Annotated in this window: 18 protein-coding genes and 1 tRNA gene; 15 read left to right on the top strand and 4 right to left on the bottom strand. The window is 67.6% G+C overall.

Going from position 1 to position 18,753, the window contains the following annotated elements; all coding sequences use genetic code 11:
* The first annotated feature begins 19 nt into the window (after positions 1–19).
* On the top strand, positions 20–526 hold the full coding sequence (locus tag BLW41_RS04025) for a macro domain-containing protein (protein WP_093116417.1): 507 nt from the start codon (positions 20–22) through the stop codon (positions 524–526).
* A complete protein-coding gene (locus BLW41_RS04020) occupies positions 523–1,557 on the top strand; it encodes a glycerate kinase family protein (RefSeq protein WP_093116415.1) in 1,035 nt (344 codons plus the stop codon). The genes BLW41_RS04025 and BLW41_RS04020 overlap by 4 nt, the downstream gene beginning before the upstream one ends.
* Before the next feature lie 158 nt (positions 1,558–1,715).
* Here the strand turns inward: BLW41_RS04020 and BLW41_RS04015 are convergent, their stop codons facing one another.
* The 3 genes from BLW41_RS04015 to BLW41_RS04005 form a co-directional block, all read right to left on the bottom strand.
* Positions 1,716–2,417: a hypothetical protein gene (locus BLW41_RS04015; RefSeq protein ID WP_093116413.1), complete on the bottom strand. Its 702-nt coding sequence runs from the start codon at positions 2,415–2,417 to the stop codon at positions 1,716–1,718.
* Between the two features lie 146 nt (positions 2,418–2,563).
* Positions 2,564–3,451 (bottom strand): HAD family hydrolase, encoded by an 888-nt coding sequence (locus BLW41_RS04010; protein ID WP_177169316.1) that lies wholly within the window; start codon positions 3,449–3,451, stop codon positions 2,564–2,566.
* On the bottom strand, positions 3,438–4,334 hold the full coding sequence (locus tag BLW41_RS04005; RefSeq protein ID WP_093117333.1) for a glucosyl-3-phosphoglycerate synthase: 897 nt from the start codon (positions 4,332–4,334) through the stop codon (positions 3,438–3,440). The genes BLW41_RS04010 and BLW41_RS04005 overlap by 14 nt, the downstream gene beginning before the upstream one ends.
* Positions 4,335–4,397: 63 nt before the next feature.
* Between BLW41_RS04005 and BLW41_RS04000 the strand changes: the two genes are divergently transcribed.
* The 7 genes from BLW41_RS04000 (at position 4,398) to fabI (ending at position 11,222) form a co-directional block, all read left to right on the top strand.
* Positions 4,398–6,716, top strand: coding sequence for a DEAD/DEAH box helicase (locus tag BLW41_RS04000; protein ID WP_218138241.1), 2,319 nt, complete (start codon positions 4,398–4,400; stop codon positions 6,714–6,716).
* A 422-nt stretch (positions 6,717–7,138) separates the two neighbouring features.
* Positions 7,139–7,924, top strand: coding sequence for a M23 family metallopeptidase (locus tag BLW41_RS03995; RefSeq protein WP_177169315.1), 786 nt, complete (start codon positions 7,139–7,141; stop codon positions 7,922–7,924).
* Between the two features lie 201 nt (positions 7,925–8,125).
* Positions 8,126–8,563 carry a ferritin-like domain-containing protein gene (locus tag BLW41_RS03990; RefSeq protein WP_093117331.1) on the top strand — a complete coding sequence of 146 codons (438 nt, stop codon included), beginning with the start codon at positions 8,126–8,128 and terminating at the stop codon, positions 8,561–8,563.
* A gap of 79 nt (positions 8,564–8,642) precedes the next feature.
* Positions 8,643–8,715 (top strand) — tRNA-Phe (locus tag BLW41_RS03985).
* 56 nt (positions 8,716–8,771) lie between these two features.
* Positions 8,772–9,875, top strand: a complete 1,104-nt coding sequence (locus tag BLW41_RS03980; protein WP_143038573.1) for a 5-(carboxyamino)imidazole ribonucleotide synthase — start codon at positions 8,772–8,774, stop codon at positions 9,873–9,875.
* 26 nt (positions 9,876–9,901) lie between these two features.
* Positions 9,902–10,375, top strand: coding sequence for a 5-(carboxyamino)imidazole ribonucleotide mutase (gene purE, locus BLW41_RS03975; RefSeq protein ID WP_093117329.1), 474 nt, complete (start codon positions 9,902–9,904; stop codon positions 10,373–10,375).
* Between the two features lie 37 nt (positions 10,376–10,412).
* Positions 10,413–11,222, top strand: a complete 810-nt coding sequence (gene fabI / locus BLW41_RS03970; RefSeq protein ID WP_093116405.1) for an enoyl-ACP reductase FabI — start codon at positions 10,413–10,415, stop codon at positions 11,220–11,222.
* On the opposite strand, the gene BLW41_RS03965 is transcribed toward fabI, so the two are convergent.
* Positions 11,192–11,875, bottom strand: a complete 684-nt coding sequence (locus tag BLW41_RS03965) for an SDR family NAD(P)-dependent oxidoreductase (RefSeq protein WP_177169314.1) — start codon at positions 11,873–11,875, stop codon at positions 11,192–11,194. The two genes, fabI and BLW41_RS03965, sit on opposite strands and share 31 nt — an antisense overlap.
* Positions 11,876–11,946: 71 nt before the next feature.
* On the opposite strand from BLW41_RS03965, the gene BLW41_RS03960 reads away from it, so the two are divergent.
* The 6 genes from BLW41_RS03960 (at position 11,947) to rfbB (ending at position 18,727) form a co-directional block, all read left to right on the top strand.
* On the top strand, positions 11,947–13,044 hold the full coding sequence (locus BLW41_RS03960; protein ID WP_093116401.1) for a 3'-5' exoribonuclease YhaM family protein: 1,098 nt from the start codon (positions 11,947–11,949) through the stop codon (positions 13,042–13,044).
* A 98-nt stretch (positions 13,045–13,142) separates the two neighbouring features.
* Positions 13,143–15,218 carry a helix-turn-helix transcriptional regulator gene (locus BLW41_RS03955; RefSeq protein WP_093116399.1) on the top strand — a complete coding sequence of 692 codons (2,076 nt, stop codon included), beginning with the start codon at positions 13,143–13,145 and terminating at the stop codon, positions 15,216–15,218.
* A 43-nt stretch (positions 15,219–15,261) separates the two neighbouring features.
* Positions 15,262–15,726, top strand: coding sequence for a pyridoxamine 5'-phosphate oxidase family protein (locus tag BLW41_RS03950; RefSeq protein ID WP_218138238.1), 465 nt, complete (start codon positions 15,262–15,264; stop codon positions 15,724–15,726).
* Between the two features lie 45 nt (positions 15,727–15,771).
* Positions 15,772–16,845, top strand: a complete 1,074-nt coding sequence (locus BLW41_RS03945) for a glucose-1-phosphate thymidylyltransferase (protein ID WP_093116395.1) — start codon at positions 15,772–15,774, stop codon at positions 16,843–16,845.
* Entirely contained in the window at positions 16,842–17,720 is an 879-nt protein-coding gene (gene rfbD / locus BLW41_RS03940) for a dTDP-4-dehydrorhamnose reductase (protein ID WP_218138237.1), read from the top strand. Before BLW41_RS03945 ends, rfbD begins: the two co-directional genes overlap by 4 nt.
* On the top strand, positions 17,717–18,727 hold the full coding sequence (gene rfbB / locus BLW41_RS03935) for a dTDP-glucose 4,6-dehydratase (protein WP_093116393.1): 1,011 nt from the start codon (positions 17,717–17,719) through the stop codon (positions 18,725–18,727). The genes rfbD and rfbB overlap by 4 nt, the downstream gene beginning before the upstream one ends.
* Positions 18,728–18,753: the final 26 nt, after the last annotated feature.

Raw genomic sequence — 18,753 nt, 5'->3', positions numbered from 1 at the left:
ATTCGCGAGCATTCGAGCTATGGCGAAACTGGAGCTCGAGGTAAGGCGCGCGGACATAACCAAGCTCGAGGTCGACGCGATCGCCAACGCCGCGAACACGCAGCTCCTGCACGGCGGCGGTGTGGCGGGGGCGATCGTGCGAGCCGGGGGCGAGGAGATCCAGCGCGAGTCCGATCGCAAGGCGCCAATTGGGCTCGGCGAGGCGGTCGTGACGGGCGCCGGCAAGCTCCCGGCGAAATGGGTCATCCACGCGGCGACGATGGAGCTCGGCGGGCCCACCTCGGCCGAGATCATCGAGCGCGCTACGCGCAACACCCTGCTCAAAGCCGAGGAGCTGGGCTGCCGCTCACTCGGACTCGTGGCGTTCGGCACGGGGGTCGGAGGCTTCCCCTTGGACGAGGCGGCACGAATCATGGTCCGGGTAGTTCGCGAACACCAGCCGCGCTCGCTGGAACGTGTGATCTTCTGCGTGCGCGGTGAGGAGGCAGAACGAGCGTTCCGCGCGCAGCTCGAGGATCGCGCGTGACCAAGGCGATCGCGAGGCCACGTCTGCCCGCTCTCGTTGCGCCCGACAGTTTCAAGGGAACGATGGCCGCCGATACGGTGGCTCGCGCGATCGCTAAGGGGCTACGCAGGGCTGCGTTCGAGAGCATCGAGCTACCGCTCGCCGACGGCGGCGAGGGCACCGCTCAGGTGCTGCTGAGCGCGCTCGGCGGAAGGTGGATCAGCGCGCGTGTTAGCGACCCGCTCGGGCGCCCGCGCGAGGCGTCGTTCGCTCTGCTCGCCGACGATCGCACGGCGGTCGTGGAAGTCGCGGCGGCCGCGGGTCTGCCGCTACTAGCACCAGCCGAGCGCGACCCCTTGCGCGCCTCGAGTCGCGGCGTCGGCGAGCTCATCGCCGCCGCCGTACGAACCGGCGCACAGCGCGTGCTGGTTGCCGCCGGCGGCAGCGCCACCGTGGACGGCGGAGCAGGTGCGCTCGCTGCGCTCGAAGAACACGCCGTCGACTGCGAGCTCGTGGTGCTCTGCGATGTCCGCACCTCCTGGGAACGCGCCGCGCGCACCTACGGACCGCAGAAAGGCGCCCGCCCCGAGCACTTGCCCGTGCTTGAGAAGCGGCTCGACGAGCTCGCCGAGCGCGCTCCCCGCGACCCCCGCGGGGAGCCTTACACCGGTGCAGCGGGCGGCCTCGCTGGCGCGCTCTGGTCGTGGTACGGGGCGCGGCTCGTGGCGGGGGCGCCGTACGTGCTGGACAGCGTCGGCTTCGACCAACACTTGCGCGCTTGCTGGTTCGTGATCACCGGCGAAGGCAAACTCGACCAACAGACCTTGGAGGGGAAGGTCGTTGCGGAAGTCGCCACCCGCGCCCGTCAGCGCGGCGTCGCTTGTCACGCGATCTGCGGCGCCTGCGCACTGAGTGCGTTCGACCTGCGCCTACTCGACCTCCAAGGCGTGGCGACCGCGGGAACGCCGGAAGACCTCGCGCGAGCGGCGCGCCAGCTGGTGGAGCGCGAGCATCCCTGCAACGGCCTCGATCGCGGCGCGCCGAGCGCGTAGGCGAGGGGCTGATCCAGCCTCTTCGACACCGCCAGCCGAGGCGAACGAAGTGCGGGCGCCCGCGGGGCGCCCGCATCCGCTCTCGCCTCGGTGAAACCGCCCCGGTACCTCGCGACGAGGCACCCAGATCGCATGAGTCGTACCGAGTTATCCGTCTTCTACCGCGTGCCGAAGCGCGGCCGGAACCCCCTGTACTCCGGCGTGTGCTCCCACTCCTCGTCGGTCTCGGCGAGCACCATCTGGCCGATCGCGCCCACGCCGACGAGCGTGACCACTGCGCCGATCAGGCACAGCACGCCGCTGGCAAGCGGCACACCGACGCCGATCAGGAGCGGACCGACCGCGGTGCACGCCGCCATCCAGGGCGCGACCAGCCGTCGCCGGGCGAGACCGAAGGCGAGGACGATGAACCCCGCCACGACACCGTAGGCGAGCAGGTAGATCGGCACGAACGTCCCGGCCGTGTCGTGGAGACGCTGGAACAGCGTCACCATCGCGGCGCGGTCGGGCAGACCTGCGGCCGTCCAGCCAACGAGACCTTCGACGGCCACGTAGGCAGCTGCCGCCATCAGCCCGATCAAGCCGATCGCGCCGCCCAGGTGTCCGACGGCTGCGTCGCGCTCACGCAGCATGTGCATGAGCCCGAGTACGACCGGCACCGCGAGAACCAACGCGAACCCGATCACGAGGTTCGCGAGCAGCCAGCTGTCGCGCTTGCTCGCGATCGTCGCGAGCTGGCCCCCTACCGAGTCCTCGAGCCCGGGATGGATGATCATCCCGACGAGGAGCGCGACTGGCGCCACGACCATGCAGGTCCCGGCCACTAGCTTGCGGAAGTGATGAGCCCGACTCGTGCCCATCGCGTTTCCCCCTTCGAATCCGTCTGGATCCGATCTTGGAGCGATCCGATGGGCCTTACCGGCCGAGCGCCGGGCGGCCACCGGACCGCCCGCGTTACGTAGTCATCAACCGTTACTCACAAATGTAGCCGTAGTTACATTCTCGGTCACGCGCAGGCAGACTGCGCGTCGACGCCCGCGAGCGATCTCACGACGGCTTCGTAAAACCCCTCGCCGCAAGCTGCCTCGGTGGTCTCGACGTTGTCGAAGTGCCCGAGCTCACGCGCCAGCGAAGGATCCTCCTCGAGGGCATTTCGAACGAGGAAGAAGCGGCTGACGAGCGGCGCAACGGCAAGGTCCTCTCGGGAGTCACCGATAGCTACACAGCGTGCCCGCCCCAGCCCCCGGATCGCCATGTGGCGCGCGACCGCGAAGGCCTTCGAAGCGGGTTGCGGCAATAGGTGGTAGGCGTGGGCTGGGCCCGGCAGGGGTAACTGGCACTCGCCAGCCGGCAGCACCCCGTTGTCGACCAGCCGCAGGTCGCCAAACCCGGCGTCGGCGAGTACCTGCTGTGCTTCTTCGAGCTCCACGAAACCCCGGAACAGGTGCGTTATTCGGCGCTCTCGATGCCATGGCGAGTGCGGCTCGAGTCGCCCCCGGAAGCGCTCGAGCAGAAGCGCCGGTGCGCCGCTCGCAGCGACCCGGTCGAAGACGGTCTCGCCACTCCTGCGCGGGAGCCAGCGGTCCGAGACCAGCAGGAAGTCCTCGCCCCCCACCGCCAGCCCTCCCCCGAGCTCGTAGATGAAGGCGTCCTGCCCAATCAGGCGTGCATCCTCCGCCACTTGCACGCGCTTGCGCCCCGACATCAAGACGACCTCAACGCCTGCCCGGTGACACAGCTCGAGGGCGCGAGCGGGCAACAGCGTGAAGCGCCCATCGACGGTGCGAAAGAGCGAGGCACCCGCGCCCAGCAAGGTGCCGTCGAGGTCGGTGTAGATGCACGCAAGACGCGACTTCAAGAGCCCCTGGCGGAAACCTCGATCACCTGTGCGCACCGAGCGTCACGAACGGTGGCCGCTCGATGATTTCGACCTGCACTAGGCGGCCATCGGCTGTCTGCAAGGGTGGCGCCTGGCCGTCGCGTAGACGACCTTCTCGACGCAGTCGCTCCAGCACCACCCGCAGCACCGCGTAAGCCATGGGCGCCAGATCCGGCAGAGGCTGGTGGCGGTTGCGCCTGACCTCGAGGTCGACCTGAGCCATCTGGTCAACGCCGATCAGGTCTCGTACGTGCAAGAGCATCGACGTCTCGATGGCGTAGCCAGTGGCGAAGGGAACCCGCTCGAACAGGCTGCGCCGGGCTGCCACCTCGCCGGCGAGCGGCTGCACGAAGCCTGCCAGCTCGGGGTAGAAGGCCGACAGCAGAGGGCGCGCACAGAGTTCCGTGACGCGTCCTCCGTCGAGGGGCCGCTCCTCGCCCTGACGACCAACGAACGGCCGCCGGAAGAAACCCTTCACGAACCCGACATCGTCGAAGACCAGCAGAGGCCCAAGCAGACCGACCGGAAAATGGCGCGGGAAGCGGCGTGTGTCGGAGTCGAGGTAGACGATCAGGTCGCCGCGGGCGACCGCCAACGCCCGCCACATCGCATCGCCCTTGCCGAGCGCCTGACCGAACTCGGGCAGGAGCGCCGATTCCTGATGCACCTCAGCACCGTGCGCTGCCGCTACCTCGGCGGTGCCGTCGGCGGAGTTCGCATCGATCACCAGGATCTGGTCGATCAGATCACCCAGCGTGCGGAGCTTCGTGACGATCTCGCCGATCGTGTCCGCCACCTCGCGCGCCGGCAGGACCACTGAGACCGTCTCGCCGCGCGAGCGCTTCAAGCGAATCAGCTCGTCGAGCCGGAAGTCGCGGTGATGGAAGGTCTTGATCACGACGTTCCTGGGGCCGTACCGCTCGGCGAGTCGAGGCGCGAGGTCCGCCTACTATCGCAGGCCGTGCCCGTGGTGCCTACTCCCAACGCTTTGGCCGCACTCGTCGCCCAAGAGGGCGGCCGCAGCGACGGTCCGACCGTAGTTCGCTGCGAGGAGCCCCCGCGCGACGGCTCTGCCGTTCCTCTGCCGAGCGAGCTAGCCGAGCCGGTCCGCGAGGCGCTCGCCCGCAACGGCGTGACTGCGCTGTGGCGCCATCAGCGTGCTGCCTGGGAGGCGGCGCGCCGCGGGCACGTAGTGGTCGCGACGGGCACCGCTAGCGGCAAGTCGCTCGCCTTCAACCTACCGGTACTCGACGTGCTGGCCAAGGACCCCTCGGCCCGCGCTCTCTACCTCTACCCGAGCAAAGCGTTGGCGCAGGATCAAGCACGCAAGCTAGCGGAGCTACAACTGCCGTTCCTACGGCCGGCGATCTACGACGGCGACACACCCCACACCGAACGCCAGGCGATCCGCCGTCAAGCCAATCTGATCCTCACCAACCCCGACATGCTCCACCTCGGGATCCTGCCCAACCACGCTCGCTGGGCGGGCCTTTTGCGGAACCTGGCCGCGGTGGTCGTCGACGAGTCGCACGTCTACCGCGGAGTCTTCGGATCACACGTAGCGTTGGTGATTCGACGCCTGCGTCGAATTGCCGAGCGTTACGGCACGCGTCCGCGCTTCCTCCTTGCGTCAGCCACGATCGCCAACCCAGGTGCGCATGCCTCCACCCTCACCGGCGAACCGGTCCACGTGGTGAGCGACGATGGAGCGCCATCAGCGGGACGCACGATCGTGCTGTGGAACCCGCCGCTGATCGACGAGAAACTCGGTCTGCGCGCCTCACCACTGGTTGAGGCGGCGCGGCTGCTCGCACAGCTGATCGTCGCTGGCGTGCGCAGCATCTGCTTCTTGAACTCGCGACGCGGCGTCGAGCTCGTCCACCGCTTCACAGTCGACCGCCTACGCAGCGACGGCAATAGTCGACTGGCCGCGCAGGTCTTGCCGTATCGCGCTGGATACACGCCCTATCAGCGTCGAGAGATCGAGCGCAAGCTGGTCTCCGGTGAGCTGCGAGCGATCGTGGCGACAAGCGCCCTCGAACTAGGGATCGACATCGGCCACCTCGATGCCGCGCTGTGCGTCACTTTTCCGGGAACCGTCGCCAGCCTCCGCCAAATGTGGGGCCGCGCAGGACGGCGTCGACCGGGACTGGCGGTGTTCGTGGCCGGCGAAGACGCGCTCGACCAATTCTTCTGCCGCCATCCCGAGGACTTCCTCCAGCGGCCCGTCGAAAGCGCGATCGTCGACCCGGAAAGCGAGGAGATCCAACTCGCTCACCTTTGGTGCGCGGCACACGAGCTCCCGCTGACCACCGCTGACGAAACCTTCTTCGGCACCAGCTTCCAACAACGGCTTCGCCGGCTGGTACGGATCGGCGCCTTGCGTGAGCACGGCGGTCGCTACCTAAACCGCTCGGCGGCATTTCCAGCCGAGCGCGTGCCGCTGCGCAGCGCGAGCGCCGAGAACCTGACGATCGTCGATCGCGAGAGCGGCGAGGTGCTCGGAACGGTCGAGCGTGCGCGCGCTCTCACGCTCGTGCATCCAGGTGCTGTCTACATGCACCTGGGGGTGCAATACGAGGTGTGTGAGCTCGATCTCGACGCCGGCCGCGCAATCGTCGAGCCCTTTCGCGGCGATTGGTACACGCGGCCGCGCCACGACACCGACGTGACGGTCGAAGCGGTGCGCGCACGCCAGGAGCTGGCGGAAGGCGTGGTCCTCAGCTTCGGCGTGATCTCCGTGCGCCAGACGCTGCTCGCCTACCAGCGCAAGCGCCTGCGCGACCACGAGCCCCTCGACCTGGTGCCGCTCGATCTGCCCCCGCAAGATTTCGTCACACAAGCGTTCTGGTGGGAACTCCTCAGCTGGGATCGACTGGGGCTCTCTGAAGAGGAGCTGCCGGGTGGCCTCCATGCGGCCGAGCACGCGCAGATCGCGGTGCTGCCGCTGCTCGCGATGTGCGACCGCTGGGACATCGGCGGCCTTTCCACCGCGCGACACGGCCAAACCGGCGTGCCAACGGTTTTCGTCTACGACGGCCACCCTGGCGGCGTGGGGATCGCTCGGGTTGGCTTCGAACGCTTCGGGCGACTCTGCGAAGACGCCCTACGGATCGTCCAAGAGTGTCGCTGCGAGGGTGGCTGCCCCTCCTGCATCCAATCGCCGAAGTGCGGAAACCTCAACGAGCCCTTGTCAAAGGCGGGCGCCTGCACATTGCTCGGCGCCTTGCGGGACGAGTTCGCACGGGCGATCAAGCTGTCCGCCCGCGTCGACGGCTGAGCCACAACGGGAGTCGCACTCGCCCGCGCAGTTGCGCGGTAAGCCCAGCGCATGGTGGCGCTCGCTCTGCAAGTTCCCTTGCAGAAGGAAGGAAACGACGCCGGTTCGCTCAAGGCCGCTGCCGCGCTGCCGACGATCGCCGCTAGATGCGATCGCGTCGCATCGTGCTCCCCCTCGCGGTCACGCTGCTCGCCGCCACGCCCTCCGCCTCGGTGGCGAGCGGCGGGGCCGCGTACGTTCCCCAAGCCGGCAAGCTGTCGACGCGCAGCGGCGGTAGCGCACCCCCCGCCGCCCGCAGTTCGACAGACGCAGCAAGCGGCGCCGCTCCGCGCTACCGGGACCGGGCAGCGGCACAGCGCACTAGCCGTGAGCGCCCAGTCCGGGGGCGGTCACGACGCCCGCGCGGTCGTTTGCGGCCTCGCTTGCGGCCCGCCCGCGTCGTCGCCTTCAACATTTCGCAACAACGGCTTTATCTCGGCGGACCGGCACTGCGCGTGTCTCTGCGCGTCGCCGGTCGTGGCGGGCCTTGGCGAGTCGAGCTGCAAGCTAGCCCGGCGATCGCTGGCGCACGCACCGCTGCTGCCCGATCGTCAATCGAGCTCGGGGTGGCCCGCGCCAACCGCGACCTAGCGGCGACCGTAACCCCCGAGGCGCTCTCTCCGACCGGCGGGGAGGTGATCCTCAGGCCACGCCTCGCGACCGCGCGAGGCGCCAGGGTGCCGCTCGCGAACCTGCCGGCAGTCGCGGTCCGTGTGCTTGCCAACGCGTTCCCTCTGCGGGGTCCCTGGCGCCTGCCCGGACCCGACGGTCGATTCGGTGCGCCGCGCGCTGACCATCGCCACGAGGGTCAAGATCTCGTTGCTGCCGAGGGGACGCCAGTGGTCGCCCCGGCCGCAGGCCAAGTAGTACGCGTCGCCTATCAGCCAGGGGGAGCCGGTCACTACGTGGTGTTGCGGGATCCTCGAATGAGGCGCGACTACGTCTTCATGCACCTGCGGGAACGCTCGATCACGGTCGTCGAGGGTCAGACGGTGGCGACCGGCGCGCGCATCGCCGAGGTCGGTTCGACCGGGCGGTCGAGCGGCCCCCACCTGCACTTCGAAGTTTGGGTCGGGCGCTGGCGCGACGGGGGGCGCCCGATCGATCCCCTGCCGCTGCTCGAGACCTGGGCCCGCAACGAGGGTCTCGGGCCAGACGCGGGGCGCTAGCCCGCGGCGGGGCTACGGTTAAGGCGGTGAACCGCTAGCGGGGGCTCGGCGCTCCCCGCCGATACGCGGGAGCCAACGTCAAGAGCGAGCGGCCGAACCCAGAAAGAGCCAGAGGAGGCGGCAGTGGCGGAGACCGGTGCATCGGTGAAACACGGGATCCTCAGCGAGGATCTGCGCGAAGAGCGTGAGCAGCTGATCGCGATGCTCGAGCGCGCTTACTGGATGGAGCTCGAGACGGTGATGAGCTATCTGCAAGCGTCGATCAACCCGGACGGGGTCCGTGCTCAGGAGATCAAGGAGGCCCTAGAAGAGGACATCCAGGAGGAACTCGAGCACGCGCGTCGCTTCGGGCAACGGATCAAGGAGCTTTACGGCGTGGTCCCCGGCTCCCTGGAGTTCAAACCCGAGCAGTCCTGCCTGCAGCCGCCGGAGCATCAAACCGACGTCGTGCACGTGATCAAAGGCGTGATCGCCGCCGAGACAGCGGCGATCGAGCACTACAACCGGATCATCGAGTTCTGCGAGGGCAAGGACTACGTCACCCAGGACATGGTGATCGGGATCCTTCACGACGAGGAGGGGCACCGCCGCCTGTTCGAGGGGTTCCTGCGCGAATACGAAGCCGAGGGCCTGGCCTGAGGCATCTGCTCTCCGGCGGGCAGGTAGCAGCCGACCGGCGCCTCCGGATCGGCAAAGCGGCGCTACCATCGACGCCCGCGGCGAGGTAGCTCAGGTGGTAGAGCACACGACTGAAAATCGTGGTGTCGCCGGTTCGAGTCCGGCCCTCGCCACTGAAGTCGAAGCACCGGCTGCGCGGGAGCGGGGTGTCGCGCTCCCGCACGTGGTGATGATCGGTGCCGGGCAGCTCGCTCGCATGACGCACCAGGCAGCGATCTCCCTGGGCGTCGACTTTTCGGTGGTCGCGCGCAACGCAAGCGAGTCAGCCGTGCTCGGGGGAGCACCGGCGCGGATCGCCGACCCGACAAACCGGCGCGAACTCGAATCAGCTCTGGCCGGCGCAAGCATCGTGACCTTCGATCACGAGCGGATACCCCCGGACACGCTACGCGCCCTCGCGGCAGCCGGCCTTAAGTTCGCGCCGTCCGTTGACGCCAAGCTGTTGGCCCAGGACAAGGCGCACGCGCGCCGCGAGCTCGCACGGCTCGGGTTTCCTGTACCCCCCTTCACGGTGGCCGAGCAGATCGACCAGGTCGAGTCCTTCGCCGCCGAACACGGCTGGCCGTTGGTCGCAAAACCACCGCGCGGCGGCTACGACGGCCGGGGCGTGTTCGAACTACGAAGGCTCGCGGAGGCAAGGGCCCTGCTTGCCGAAGCCGGCACGCTGGTGTTGGAGCCGCGCCTCGAGCTGATCGGCGAGCTGGCAGTTCTGGTCGCGCGCTCGACAACCGGCGAAATCGTTGTCTACCCGGTCGTGGAGACGCTTCAAGTCGACGGCATGTGCCGCGAGATCGTGGCGCCAGCGCGCGTTCCACCCGACGAGGCGCGTTTGGCGAGCGAGCTCGCTTGTTCGCTCGCCGAGGCGATCGATGCGACCGGCGTGCTAGCGCTCGAGCTGTTCCGCACGGAGCGCGGTCTGCTGGTCAACGAGCTGGCCTTGCGGCCGCACAACTCTGGCCACTACTCGATCGAGGGCTGCGTCACGAGCCAATTCGAGCAGCACCTGCGGGCGATCCTTGGCTGGCCTCTCGGCTCCACGACCTTGACCGCGCCGGCGGTCGCCACCGTCAACGTCATCGGTCGCTCGACAGAGCTCGATCCGCGCGCGTCGCTGGGACGCGCCCTCGCCGTGCGCGCCGCGCATATCCACCTTTACGCCAAGCAACCGCGGCCCGGCCGCAAGCTCGGACACGTAACGGTCTGCGGCGATGACCTACAGAGCGCGCTGGCGGAGGCGCACCGAGCGGCTCGCATCCTCGAGGGGCAAGCGTGAGCCCGACACCGCAGGTCGGCATTGCGATGGGGTCGGACTCCGACCTGCCGGTCATGCGCGGGGCCGCCGAAGCACTCGAGGAGTTCGGCATCCCCTACGAGCTGAGGATCGTCTCGGCCCACCGCACACCGCGGGAGATGCTCGATTACGGGGCGAGCGCCGCCGAACGGGGTCTCAAGGTGTTGATCGCGGGCGCCGGCGGCGCTGCCCATCTGCCCGGGATGCTCGCGTCGGTAACGGTGCTGCCCGTGATCGGCGTCCCCGTGCCGCTCAAGCACCTCGACGGCATGGACTCCTTGCTTTCGATCGTGCAGATGCCGGCGGGCGTACCGGTCGCGACGGTCGCGATCGGGCAGGCACGCAATGCCGGCCTCTTGGCCGCGCGCATCATCGCACTCGAGGATGCGCGCGTGGCGCAGGCCGTGGAAGACTTCCGCGCTCGACAGGCCGAGCGCGTGCGCGCAAAGGATCGCGAAATCCGCGCCGGCCTCCGCGACTAGCGCCTCCAGCGACCGTAGGCACACCGGAAGGGAGAGCATGCTCGAAGGCAAGCGTCTGATCATCACTGGCATCGTCAACGACCAGAGCATCGCCTTTGCGTGCGCTAAGCGCGCGCAGGAGCTCGGCGCCGAGATCGTCGCCACCGCTCGTCCGCAAGACCGCGAACTGTGCGAAGAAGCGGTCAAGCAGTTGCCGAGCGAGCCGGAGGTGATCGACCTCGACGTCACCGACCTTTCGCACTTCGACCGTCTGATCGAACACTTGCGGGCCAAGTGGGGACAGGTGGACGGCGCCCTGCACGCTGTCGCCTTCGCCCCCCGCGAGACGCTCGCCGGCGATTTCCTCGACGTACGGCCTGAGCGCGTGAACCTCGCCTTCAACACCAGCAGCTTCTCTTACATGTCGCTCGGCCGCGTGCTCCGCGAGCTCTGCCCACCGGAAGGCGGATCGCTCGTCGGCCTCGACTTTGACGCCGCGGTGACGTGGCCGATCTACAACTGGATGGGCGTCTGCAAGGCGGCGCTCGAGTCGATCAACCGCTATCTCGCTTTCCACCTCGGCGAGCGCCTCATCCGCTCAAATCTGATTGCCGCCGGACCCCTCGAGACGCGTGCCGGTAAGGGAATCCCGGGCTTTGAGATCCTGACCGAGGCGTGGGCCGAGCGCGCCCCGCTGCCGTGGGATCCCAAAGACCCTTACCCAGTCGCCGATGCGGCCTGCTTCTTGTTCTCCGACTTCTCGCGCGCGATAACCGGCGAAATCCTGCACGTCGACGCCGGCTTCAACTTCGTCGCCGCGGGGCGTAAGCGGGCCGCTCAGGGGGCAGCCCAGACCGGCACAAGCTGACCCGCGATCGGCGCTGAGTCGTCCGACACGAGGAAGCGCACGACGCGCGCGATCGCGCGCGGGTCGACCCAGCTCGAGCGGTCGGCGCCCGGGTTAGCGCGGCGGTTAGCCTCGGTGTCGATCACTCCTGGGAGGATCGCGTTAGCTCTGATCCCGCGCTTGCGGTACTCCACGTCGATCATGCGCATCAAGGCGAGCAATGCAGCCTTCGAGATGACGTATGCCGAGGCACCGGCAAACGGCTCTAGGGCGGCTCGAGCGGAGGTCACCACAAATGGCCCTCCCTGGCGCTCCAGAAGCACCGGCAAAGCCGCCCGCGCGAGGTTGTAGGCAGTAGTCAGGTTCAGGTCAAGAAGCTCACGGAAAGCCGTCGGGTCGGTTTCGTGGAGCGGCGGGCCAAGCGCAAAACCGCCGACCACGTCGACCACCGCGTCGAACGGTGCGAGCCTCGACACGGCCTCCCCAGCCTCGGCAAGATCGGTGAGATCGGCCGCCACCAACTCGAGCGCGGGAAGCCGCTGCTTCAGTTCCGCCATCGCGGACTCGTTGCGACCGATTCCTTTCAGCTCGTACCCGTGCTCGCTGAGCTCTTCAGCAACAGCACGCCCGAGCGCCCCAGTCACGCCTGCGATCAGAACCACCCGCTGACCCACCGACCCCCCTTTCTCAGCTCCCGAGACACCAACGGGGAAACGTCCGCTCAGGCCTCTAGTTTCGCTTCTGTATGCGTCAGCCTTCGCTCGGCGAGAGCGCTCAACCAAAACCGAAGCAGTTCGTGCGCGAGTTGTCTCACGGCGCGCACGTGGAATCGGTGTTCGTGGTTCGCGAGCGCAGTCGTCGGCCGACCCGCCAAGGTGGCGAGTTCATCCGACTGAGCCTGGCCGACGCCAGCGGCGCGGTCGAAGCCGTCGCTTGGGACGACCTCGACACTGTCGAGGAAATCTGTGAGCCGGGGCGCGCAGTCGTGGCACGCGGACAGTTCGATGTCCACGAGCGTTTCGGCGCGCGGTTGCGCCTGCACAGCGTGCGCCCCGCCAAGGACGACGAATACGACCCGGCGGATCTCCTCGACGGACCGGCCACCTCCTACGAGCGGCTCTGCGAACAGCTCGATCAACTGGTAGCCACGATCCAGCGTCCGCACTTGCGCCTTTTGGTTGAGCGGCTGCTGAGCCCCGACAGCGAGACCGGCCGGCGGTGGCGAGTGGCCCCAGCGGCGAAGCACTACCACCAGGCCTACCGCCACGGGTTGCTCGAGCACTCGCTAACGGTCGCGCAAGGGGTTTCCGCGATGGCGGCGACGTTTCCCGGCATCGATCGCGATCTGGCGGTAACCGGGGCGCTGCTGCACGACATCGGCAAGGTGTTCACCTACGAGGAGCGGGGCGGTGCCGTCGAAATGACCGACGTCGGTCGTCTTCACGGCGAGATCGCGCTCGGCTACTACGAGGTGCGACGCGCGATCGAGCAGCTGCCGGGGTTCCCGGCCGCCGACGCCCAAGCGCTGCTGCACATCATCCTCTCGCACCACGGGAAGCTCGAACACGGCAGTCCAGTCGTGCCGTGCACGCGCGAAGCCACGTTGGTGCACATGGTCGACAACCTCGGTGGCACGCTCGGTAGCTTCGATCGCATCGAGAAGCAGTTGCCAGCTGGCGAGCGCTGGGCTCCGTTCGACCGCGGAATCTCCGCCTCCGCCTACTTTCCGAGCCGTGCCGAAGGCGCCGACCAAGGGTCCTCTGACACGGCAGCCGACACCCGCGCCGCGGCCGCGGAGTCCGCAGAACGACGCGCTTCACGAGGCGGTTCGATCGCAGCTTGACCGCCGCTTCGCCGAACTTCTAGCTCACCGCAAATAGCGGTGAAAAGCGTGCTCGGGACGCTAACCGACAGGCGTCGGGGCCGCCTATCCTGCCCCTCGTGGCGAAGGACACGGACAAACTCATCCGCCAGCTCTCCTTGATCTCGTACTTGATGGCCGAGCGGCGTCCGGTAACCGCGCTCGAGATCAAGCAGAACGTCGAGGGCTACGCGGAGATGAACGAGGAGGCCTTCGCCAGGCGTTTCTACGCGGACCGAGCGGAACTTGAGGCGCTAGGCATCCGACTGAGAGTCGAAAAGGCCCCGGACGGCTACTTCGAGTCCGAGACCTACCAGCTGCCACCCGAAAACTTCTACCTGCCGCCGATCGAGTTCACCGACCAGGAGCTCGCGGCCCTGCGCACCGCGCTTGCCCTGCTGGACGGCGAGTTTGCCTATGCCGAGCCGCTGCGCCTCGCCCTGCAGCATCTCGCCTGGGGCAAGCCCTCGCCGCTGGAGGCACCAGAGGAAACGTCCGTCGCCCTCGCGATCAAGGCCGGGCCGGGCGGTAAAGAGCTCTCGCAGCGCCTCCAGAAACTGGAGAACGCGATCTTCCGGCGCAAGACGGTCGTGTTCGACTACTACACGATCGGTCGTGATGCGGTCGAGACGCGCAAGGTCGACCCTTATCACCTGCTCTATAAGGGCGGGCAGTTTTACCTTATCGGCTACTCCCATGAACGGGGGGCAGTGCGTGTCTTCCGGGTCTCGCGGATCCGCGGGAAGATCGGTTACGCGACGAAGGCCGAGCGAGACTTCGCGCGTCCAGCCGATTTCGATCCGCGCGAGTACGCGCGGCGCGTTGGCTGGCAGCTCGGGGAGCGCCGCGGAACGGCCCGCGTGTGGCTGTCGGATCGCATCGACTGGTTGGTTTTGCGCCACTTCGGGCACGCCGGAAAAACGACTCCAGCGGCCGAGGTGGCTGACGCTCCCGACCACGGGATCGTTTTCGAGACCGACTTCGCCGACGAGCGCGCCCTGGTGTCGTGGGTGCTCGGTCTCGGCAAGCGGGCACGCTTGCTCGGTCCACCGGAGCTCGTGGCGGAGCTCGACCGGCGGCTCGAGCTGATCGTCGAACGGCACCGTGGCGACTTCGAGCTGGCGCCTGAACGGCCGCCGGCAGCCGAGCAAGCGCACGAGGATCGCCGGGGCGCGAAAGCCGACCAGACGAACGAGCCTTCGATTCGGCCCGAACGGTTCGCGCGGCTGATCACGCTCGCGGGCATCCTGATCGAGGCCGCCCGCGAGGGCCGCAAGCTCTCCGCAGCGGAACTGTGTCGCACGCTCGCGATCGACGAAGACGAGCTGCGCCAGGACATCGATCTCCTGAACGTCGTGAACTTCGGCGGGGGCAGTTACGTGCTCTACGCCGAGGTGGCAGGCGACACGATCGAGGTCGATCCAGAGCCTTACGGTGACAGCTTCGCGCGACCGGCGCGGTTGTTGCCGCTCGAAGCGAAAGCGCTGATAGCGGCTATCGATTTGATCGGCGAGCACCTGCCCGAGGGCTCACTGACCTCCGCCCGCGAAAAGATCGTCGCTGCGCTCGGTCGCGACCCCGCCCAGGAAGAGCTCTACATGACCCACGCCAGCGGCGACGACAGCGAGATCGCGCGGGTGGTCAGCGGGGCGATCGCCCAAAGGCGGCTGCTCGATATCGACTACTACAAGGAGCATGCCGACCTATTGGAACGGCGATGCATCGAGCCGTACAAGCTGATCAACGGGCTCGAGGGGTGGTACGTCCACGCCTGGGATCTCACCAAGGACGCGCCCCGCAGTTTCCGCCTCGACCGCATCAAGACGGCGGCAATGCGCGAGGAGCGCTTCACGCCTCGCGCAGGCGTCGAGCCGGACCTCAAGGGCTGGCCGCGCACCGGCGAGGTTCCGAACGCGCAGCTAGCCCGCGTCTGGATCTCTCCCGAACGGGCCCGTTGGGCGCGCGAGGACCGACGCGTCGTGGCAGAGCTCGAGGACGGGTCGGTGATCATCGCACTGCCCTACGCCGGTCACGACTACCTGGTGCGCGAGATCCTCAAAGAGGCCGGCGACGCGGTGGTGCTCGAGCCGGCCGACGCGCGACAGGCGATCTTGGAAGCGGCCTTGGAACTCGCCGGGGCAATCGCCCACAGCTAGCTACAAAGGCACCCCTCAACGACAACGAAATAGGCTGCCGCTGATGCCTTCGCGACGCGAACAGATTCGCATGAGCGAAGACGAGGTGCGCGCCTTCCTCGCCGAGCAGAAAACTCTGCAGTGCGCCACGATCGGTCCGCGCGGTTGGCCACATCTGGTGCCTCTCTGGTATGTGCCGGACGGCCTCGAGCTGAGAGCTTGGACTTTCCGCAAGTCGCAAAAGGCCCGCAACCTGGAGCGCGATCCGCGCGCCACGATCGGTATCGAGGCGGGCGAGCAGTACCACGAGCTGCGCGGCGTGATGATGGAGTGCACGGTCGAGCTCGACTACGACGTCGCCTCACTCGAGCGCTTCGGTAGCGAGCTCTTCCGCCGCTACTTCGGCGAGCTGAACGACGACATCCGCGCGATGGTTGCGGCGCAGGCGCCCAAGCGGGTAGGTTTGCGTTTCGTGCCCCGGCGGATCGCGAGCTGGGATCATCGCAAGCTCGCACCCGGTACCTACTGACCGGCCAGCTCTTGCCCCCATCGACCAGTACCTGAAGGCGACGAGATGTCCGAACTCAAGGGTCTGATCCTGTCTGGCGGGAAGGGGACCCGACTGCGGCCGATAACGCACACCCGCGCTAAGCAGTTGGTGCCCGTGGCCAACAAGCCCGTCCTCTTCTACGGACTGGAAGCGATGGCGGCGGCGGGTATCCGCGAAGTGGCGATCATCATCGCGCCGGAGACCGGCCCCGAGATCAAGGCTGCCGCCGGTGACGGATCGCAGTTCGGGCTCGAAATCACCTACATCGAGCAGGACGCACCGCGCGGCCTGGCCCACGCGGTGCTGTGTGCGGAGTCGTTCATGGGTGCAAGCCCGTTCGTGATGTACCTGGGCGACAACCTGCTCCGCGACGGCATCACCGAACTCGTCGAGACCTTCAAACGGGAACAGCCCGATGCGCTGATCTTGCTAACCCCTGTCCCCGACCCGCAGCACTACGGAGTCGCCGAGGTTGACAACGGTCGCGTGGTGCGCCTGGTCGAGAAGCCCAAGGATCCGCCGACGAACCTCGCGCTCGTCGGCGTCTACATGTTCACGCCCTCGATCTTCGAGGCCGCCCGCGAGATCGAGCCTTCGTGGCGCGGAGAGCTCGAAATCACCGACGCGATCCAGCGACTGCTTGATCGCGGTCTGCGCGTCGATCCCCACGTGGTGCACGGCTGGTGGAAGGACACCGGCCAGGTGCAGGACATGCTGGAGGCGAACCGCCTGATCCTCGACGACCTCGAACCCGAGATCGAGGGTGAGGTCAGCGACTGCCGAGTCGAGGGGCGCGTGCGAATCGAGGAGGGCGCCCGCGTGGAGCGCTCGACAATCCGTGGTCCGGCGATCATCGGTGCGGGGTCCCGGATCGTCGACGCCTACATCGGTCCCTACACGGCAATCGGCAACGACGTGACGATCGAGCGCGCCGAGCTCGAGCACTCGATCGTCATGTCGGGCTCGGAGATTCGCGACCTCGATCATCGGGTCGAGGCGAGCCTGATCGGTCGCGACGTTCGCATCGGGCGGGGTCCACGAGTGCCGCGCGCCTACCGCTTTGTGGTCGGCGACAGCGCGGAGATCGCGATCCTGTGAGTCGCGTGGTCGTCACCGGCGCCGGCGGCATGCTCGGCCGTGCCGTGCTTGAGGAGATCGCCGGCAGCGTCGGCTTCACCCACCAACAACTGGACGTCTGCGACGAACGCGCCGTCCGCAGCGCCCTACAACGCGAACGGCCTCACTGGGTGGTGCACTGCGCCGCCTACACGAACGTCGACGCTGCCGAGTCGGAGCCCGAAGTGGCGAACCGCGTGAACGGTGAAGGCGCCGGGATTGTCGCGCGGGCGGCCGCAGAGGTGGGGGCGGGAATCGTCTACATCTCGTCCGACTACGTGTTCGACGGCTCGAAGCGTTCCCCGTACGTCGAAGACGACCCGACCAATCCGATCTCCGCTTACGGGCGATCGAAGCTGGCCGGTGAGCGTGCCGTCAGCGAATCCAACAACAACCACCTGATCGTGCGCACTGCCTGGTTGTTCGGGCCTTACGGTCGCAACTTCGTGGAGACGATCCTTGCGCTTGCACGCGAGCGCGAGTCGTTGCTAGTTGTCCACGACCAGGTCGGTTGCCCGACCTACACTCGGCACCTGGCTGCCGCTATCGCCGCGCTCCTCGAATCGCCGGCGCGCGGTGTGCACCACGTCGCGGGCGGCGGTGCCTGCTCGTGGTTCGAGTTTGCCAGCGAGGCGGTCCAACTAGCGGGGATCGAGTGCGCCGTCGAGCCGTGCACCACCGATCAGTTCCCGCGTCCCGCCGCGCGTCCGGCGAACTCCGTACTGCGCGCTACGCGTGAGCAGACCCCGCGCTTGCCGCACTGGCGGACCGGTCTTCGTGCCTATCTGGCCGAGCGGGGGCTGCTCGCAAGTAGGCGCGAGGACGACGTAGTACCGCCGGAGGTCAAGACCGGATGAAACTTCTCGTCACGGGAGCGTGCGGATTTATCGGCTCCCAATACGTGCGCACGGTGCGCGAGCTGCGACCGGACGATCAAATCGTCGTGCTCGACAAGCTCACCTACGCTGGCCGGCGCGAAAACCTCGAGGGCGTTGATTGCGAGCTGATCGTCGGCTCGATCGACGACCCCCAGATCGTCCGCGAAGCGATGGAGGGGTGCGACGCAGTCGTCAACTTCGCCGCCGAGTCGCACGTCGACCGGTCGATCAAGGCCCAGTACGACTTCTGCCGCACCCACGTGCTCGGAACCGCGGTACTGCTCGATGCGGTACGCGAGTTGGGCGTCGAGCGCTACCTGCAAGTCTCGACCGACGAGGTCTACGGATCGATCCTCGACGGCTCCTTCACCGAGCAGTCACCGCTCGACCCAAGCTCGCCGTACTCGGCCACGAAGGCGGCCGGCGACCTGCTCGTCTCGGCCCACGTCACCACCTACAAGATCGACGCTGTCATCTGCCGCGGCTCGAACAACTACGGGCCACGCCAACACCCCGAGAAGCTAATCCCGTTGACGATCCTGAACGCCCTGCACGGTGATCCGATCCCGGTCTATGGCGACGGTCGTCAAGTCCGTAACTGGCTGTTCGTTGAGGACTTCTGCCGAGCCATCGATTTGGCCCTGCGCGAGGGCCGGCCTGGTGAGGCCTACAACGTGGGTGGGCCGGACGAATGCGAAAACCTCGAGGTCGTGCGGCGCGTGCTGGAGCTGACGGGGCGAGACGAGTCGTTGATCGAGCACGTCCGCGATCGTCCGGGGCACGACCGCCGCTACTCGCTGTCCTCGCAAAAGATCCGGGAGGAACTCGGTTGGGAGCCGCAAGTGCGGTTCGACGAAGGGATCGCGCGGACCGTCGCCTGGTACCGCGACAACCGCTGGTGGTGGGAGCCGATCCGACGCGGCGAGTACCGCGAGTACTACGAGCGCCACTACGGACGACCGCTAAAGAGCGCCACGTCGGCTTAGCGACAGTGCCTGCGCTCGCGCTCGCG

This window comes from Thermoleophilum album, from assembly GCF_900108055.1.
Lineage (GTDB): Bacteria > Actinomycetota > Thermoleophilia > Solirubrobacterales > Thermoleophilaceae > Thermoleophilum > Thermoleophilum album.
Note: the sequence above shows the minus strand (reverse complement) of the source record. Positions and strands in the feature narration are given on the sequence as shown.

Excerpts from the sequence above, each read along its gene's own strand:
- BLW41_RS04025 (WP_093116417.1), top strand. The coding sequence starts at position 20 with ATGGCGAAACTGGAGCTCGAGGTAAGGCGCGCGGACATAACCAAGCTC.
- BLW41_RS04015 (WP_093116413.1), bottom strand. The coding sequence starts at position 2,417 with ATGGGCACGAGTCGGGCTCATCACTTCCGCAAGCTAGTGGCCGGGACC.
- BLW41_RS03990 (WP_093117331.1), top strand. The coding sequence starts at position 8,126 with ATGCTCGAGCGCGCTTACTGGATGGAGCTCGAGACGGTGATGAGCTAT.
- BLW41_RS03980 (WP_143038573.1), top strand. The coding sequence starts at position 8,772 with ATGATCGGTGCCGGGCAGCTCGCTCGCATGACGCACCAGGCAGCGATC.
- purE (WP_093117329.1), top strand. The coding sequence starts at position 9,902 with ATGGGGTCGGACTCCGACCTGCCGGTCATGCGCGGGGCCGCCGAAGCA.
- fabI (WP_093116405.1), top strand. The coding sequence starts at position 10,413 with ATGCTCGAAGGCAAGCGTCTGATCATCACTGGCATCGTCAACGACCAG.
- BLW41_RS03960 (WP_093116401.1), top strand. The coding sequence starts at position 11,947 with ATGCGTCAGCCTTCGCTCGGCGAGAGCGCTCAACCAAAACCGAAGCAG.
- BLW41_RS03950 (WP_218138238.1), top strand. The coding sequence starts at position 15,262 with ATGCCTTCGCGACGCGAACAGATTCGCATGAGCGAAGACGAGGTGCGC.
- BLW41_RS03945 (WP_093116395.1), top strand. The coding sequence starts at position 15,772 with ATGTCCGAACTCAAGGGTCTGATCCTGTCTGGCGGGAAGGGGACCCGA.
- rfbB (WP_093116393.1), top strand. The coding sequence starts at position 17,717 with ATGAAACTTCTCGTCACGGGAGCGTGCGGATTTATCGGCTCCCAATAC.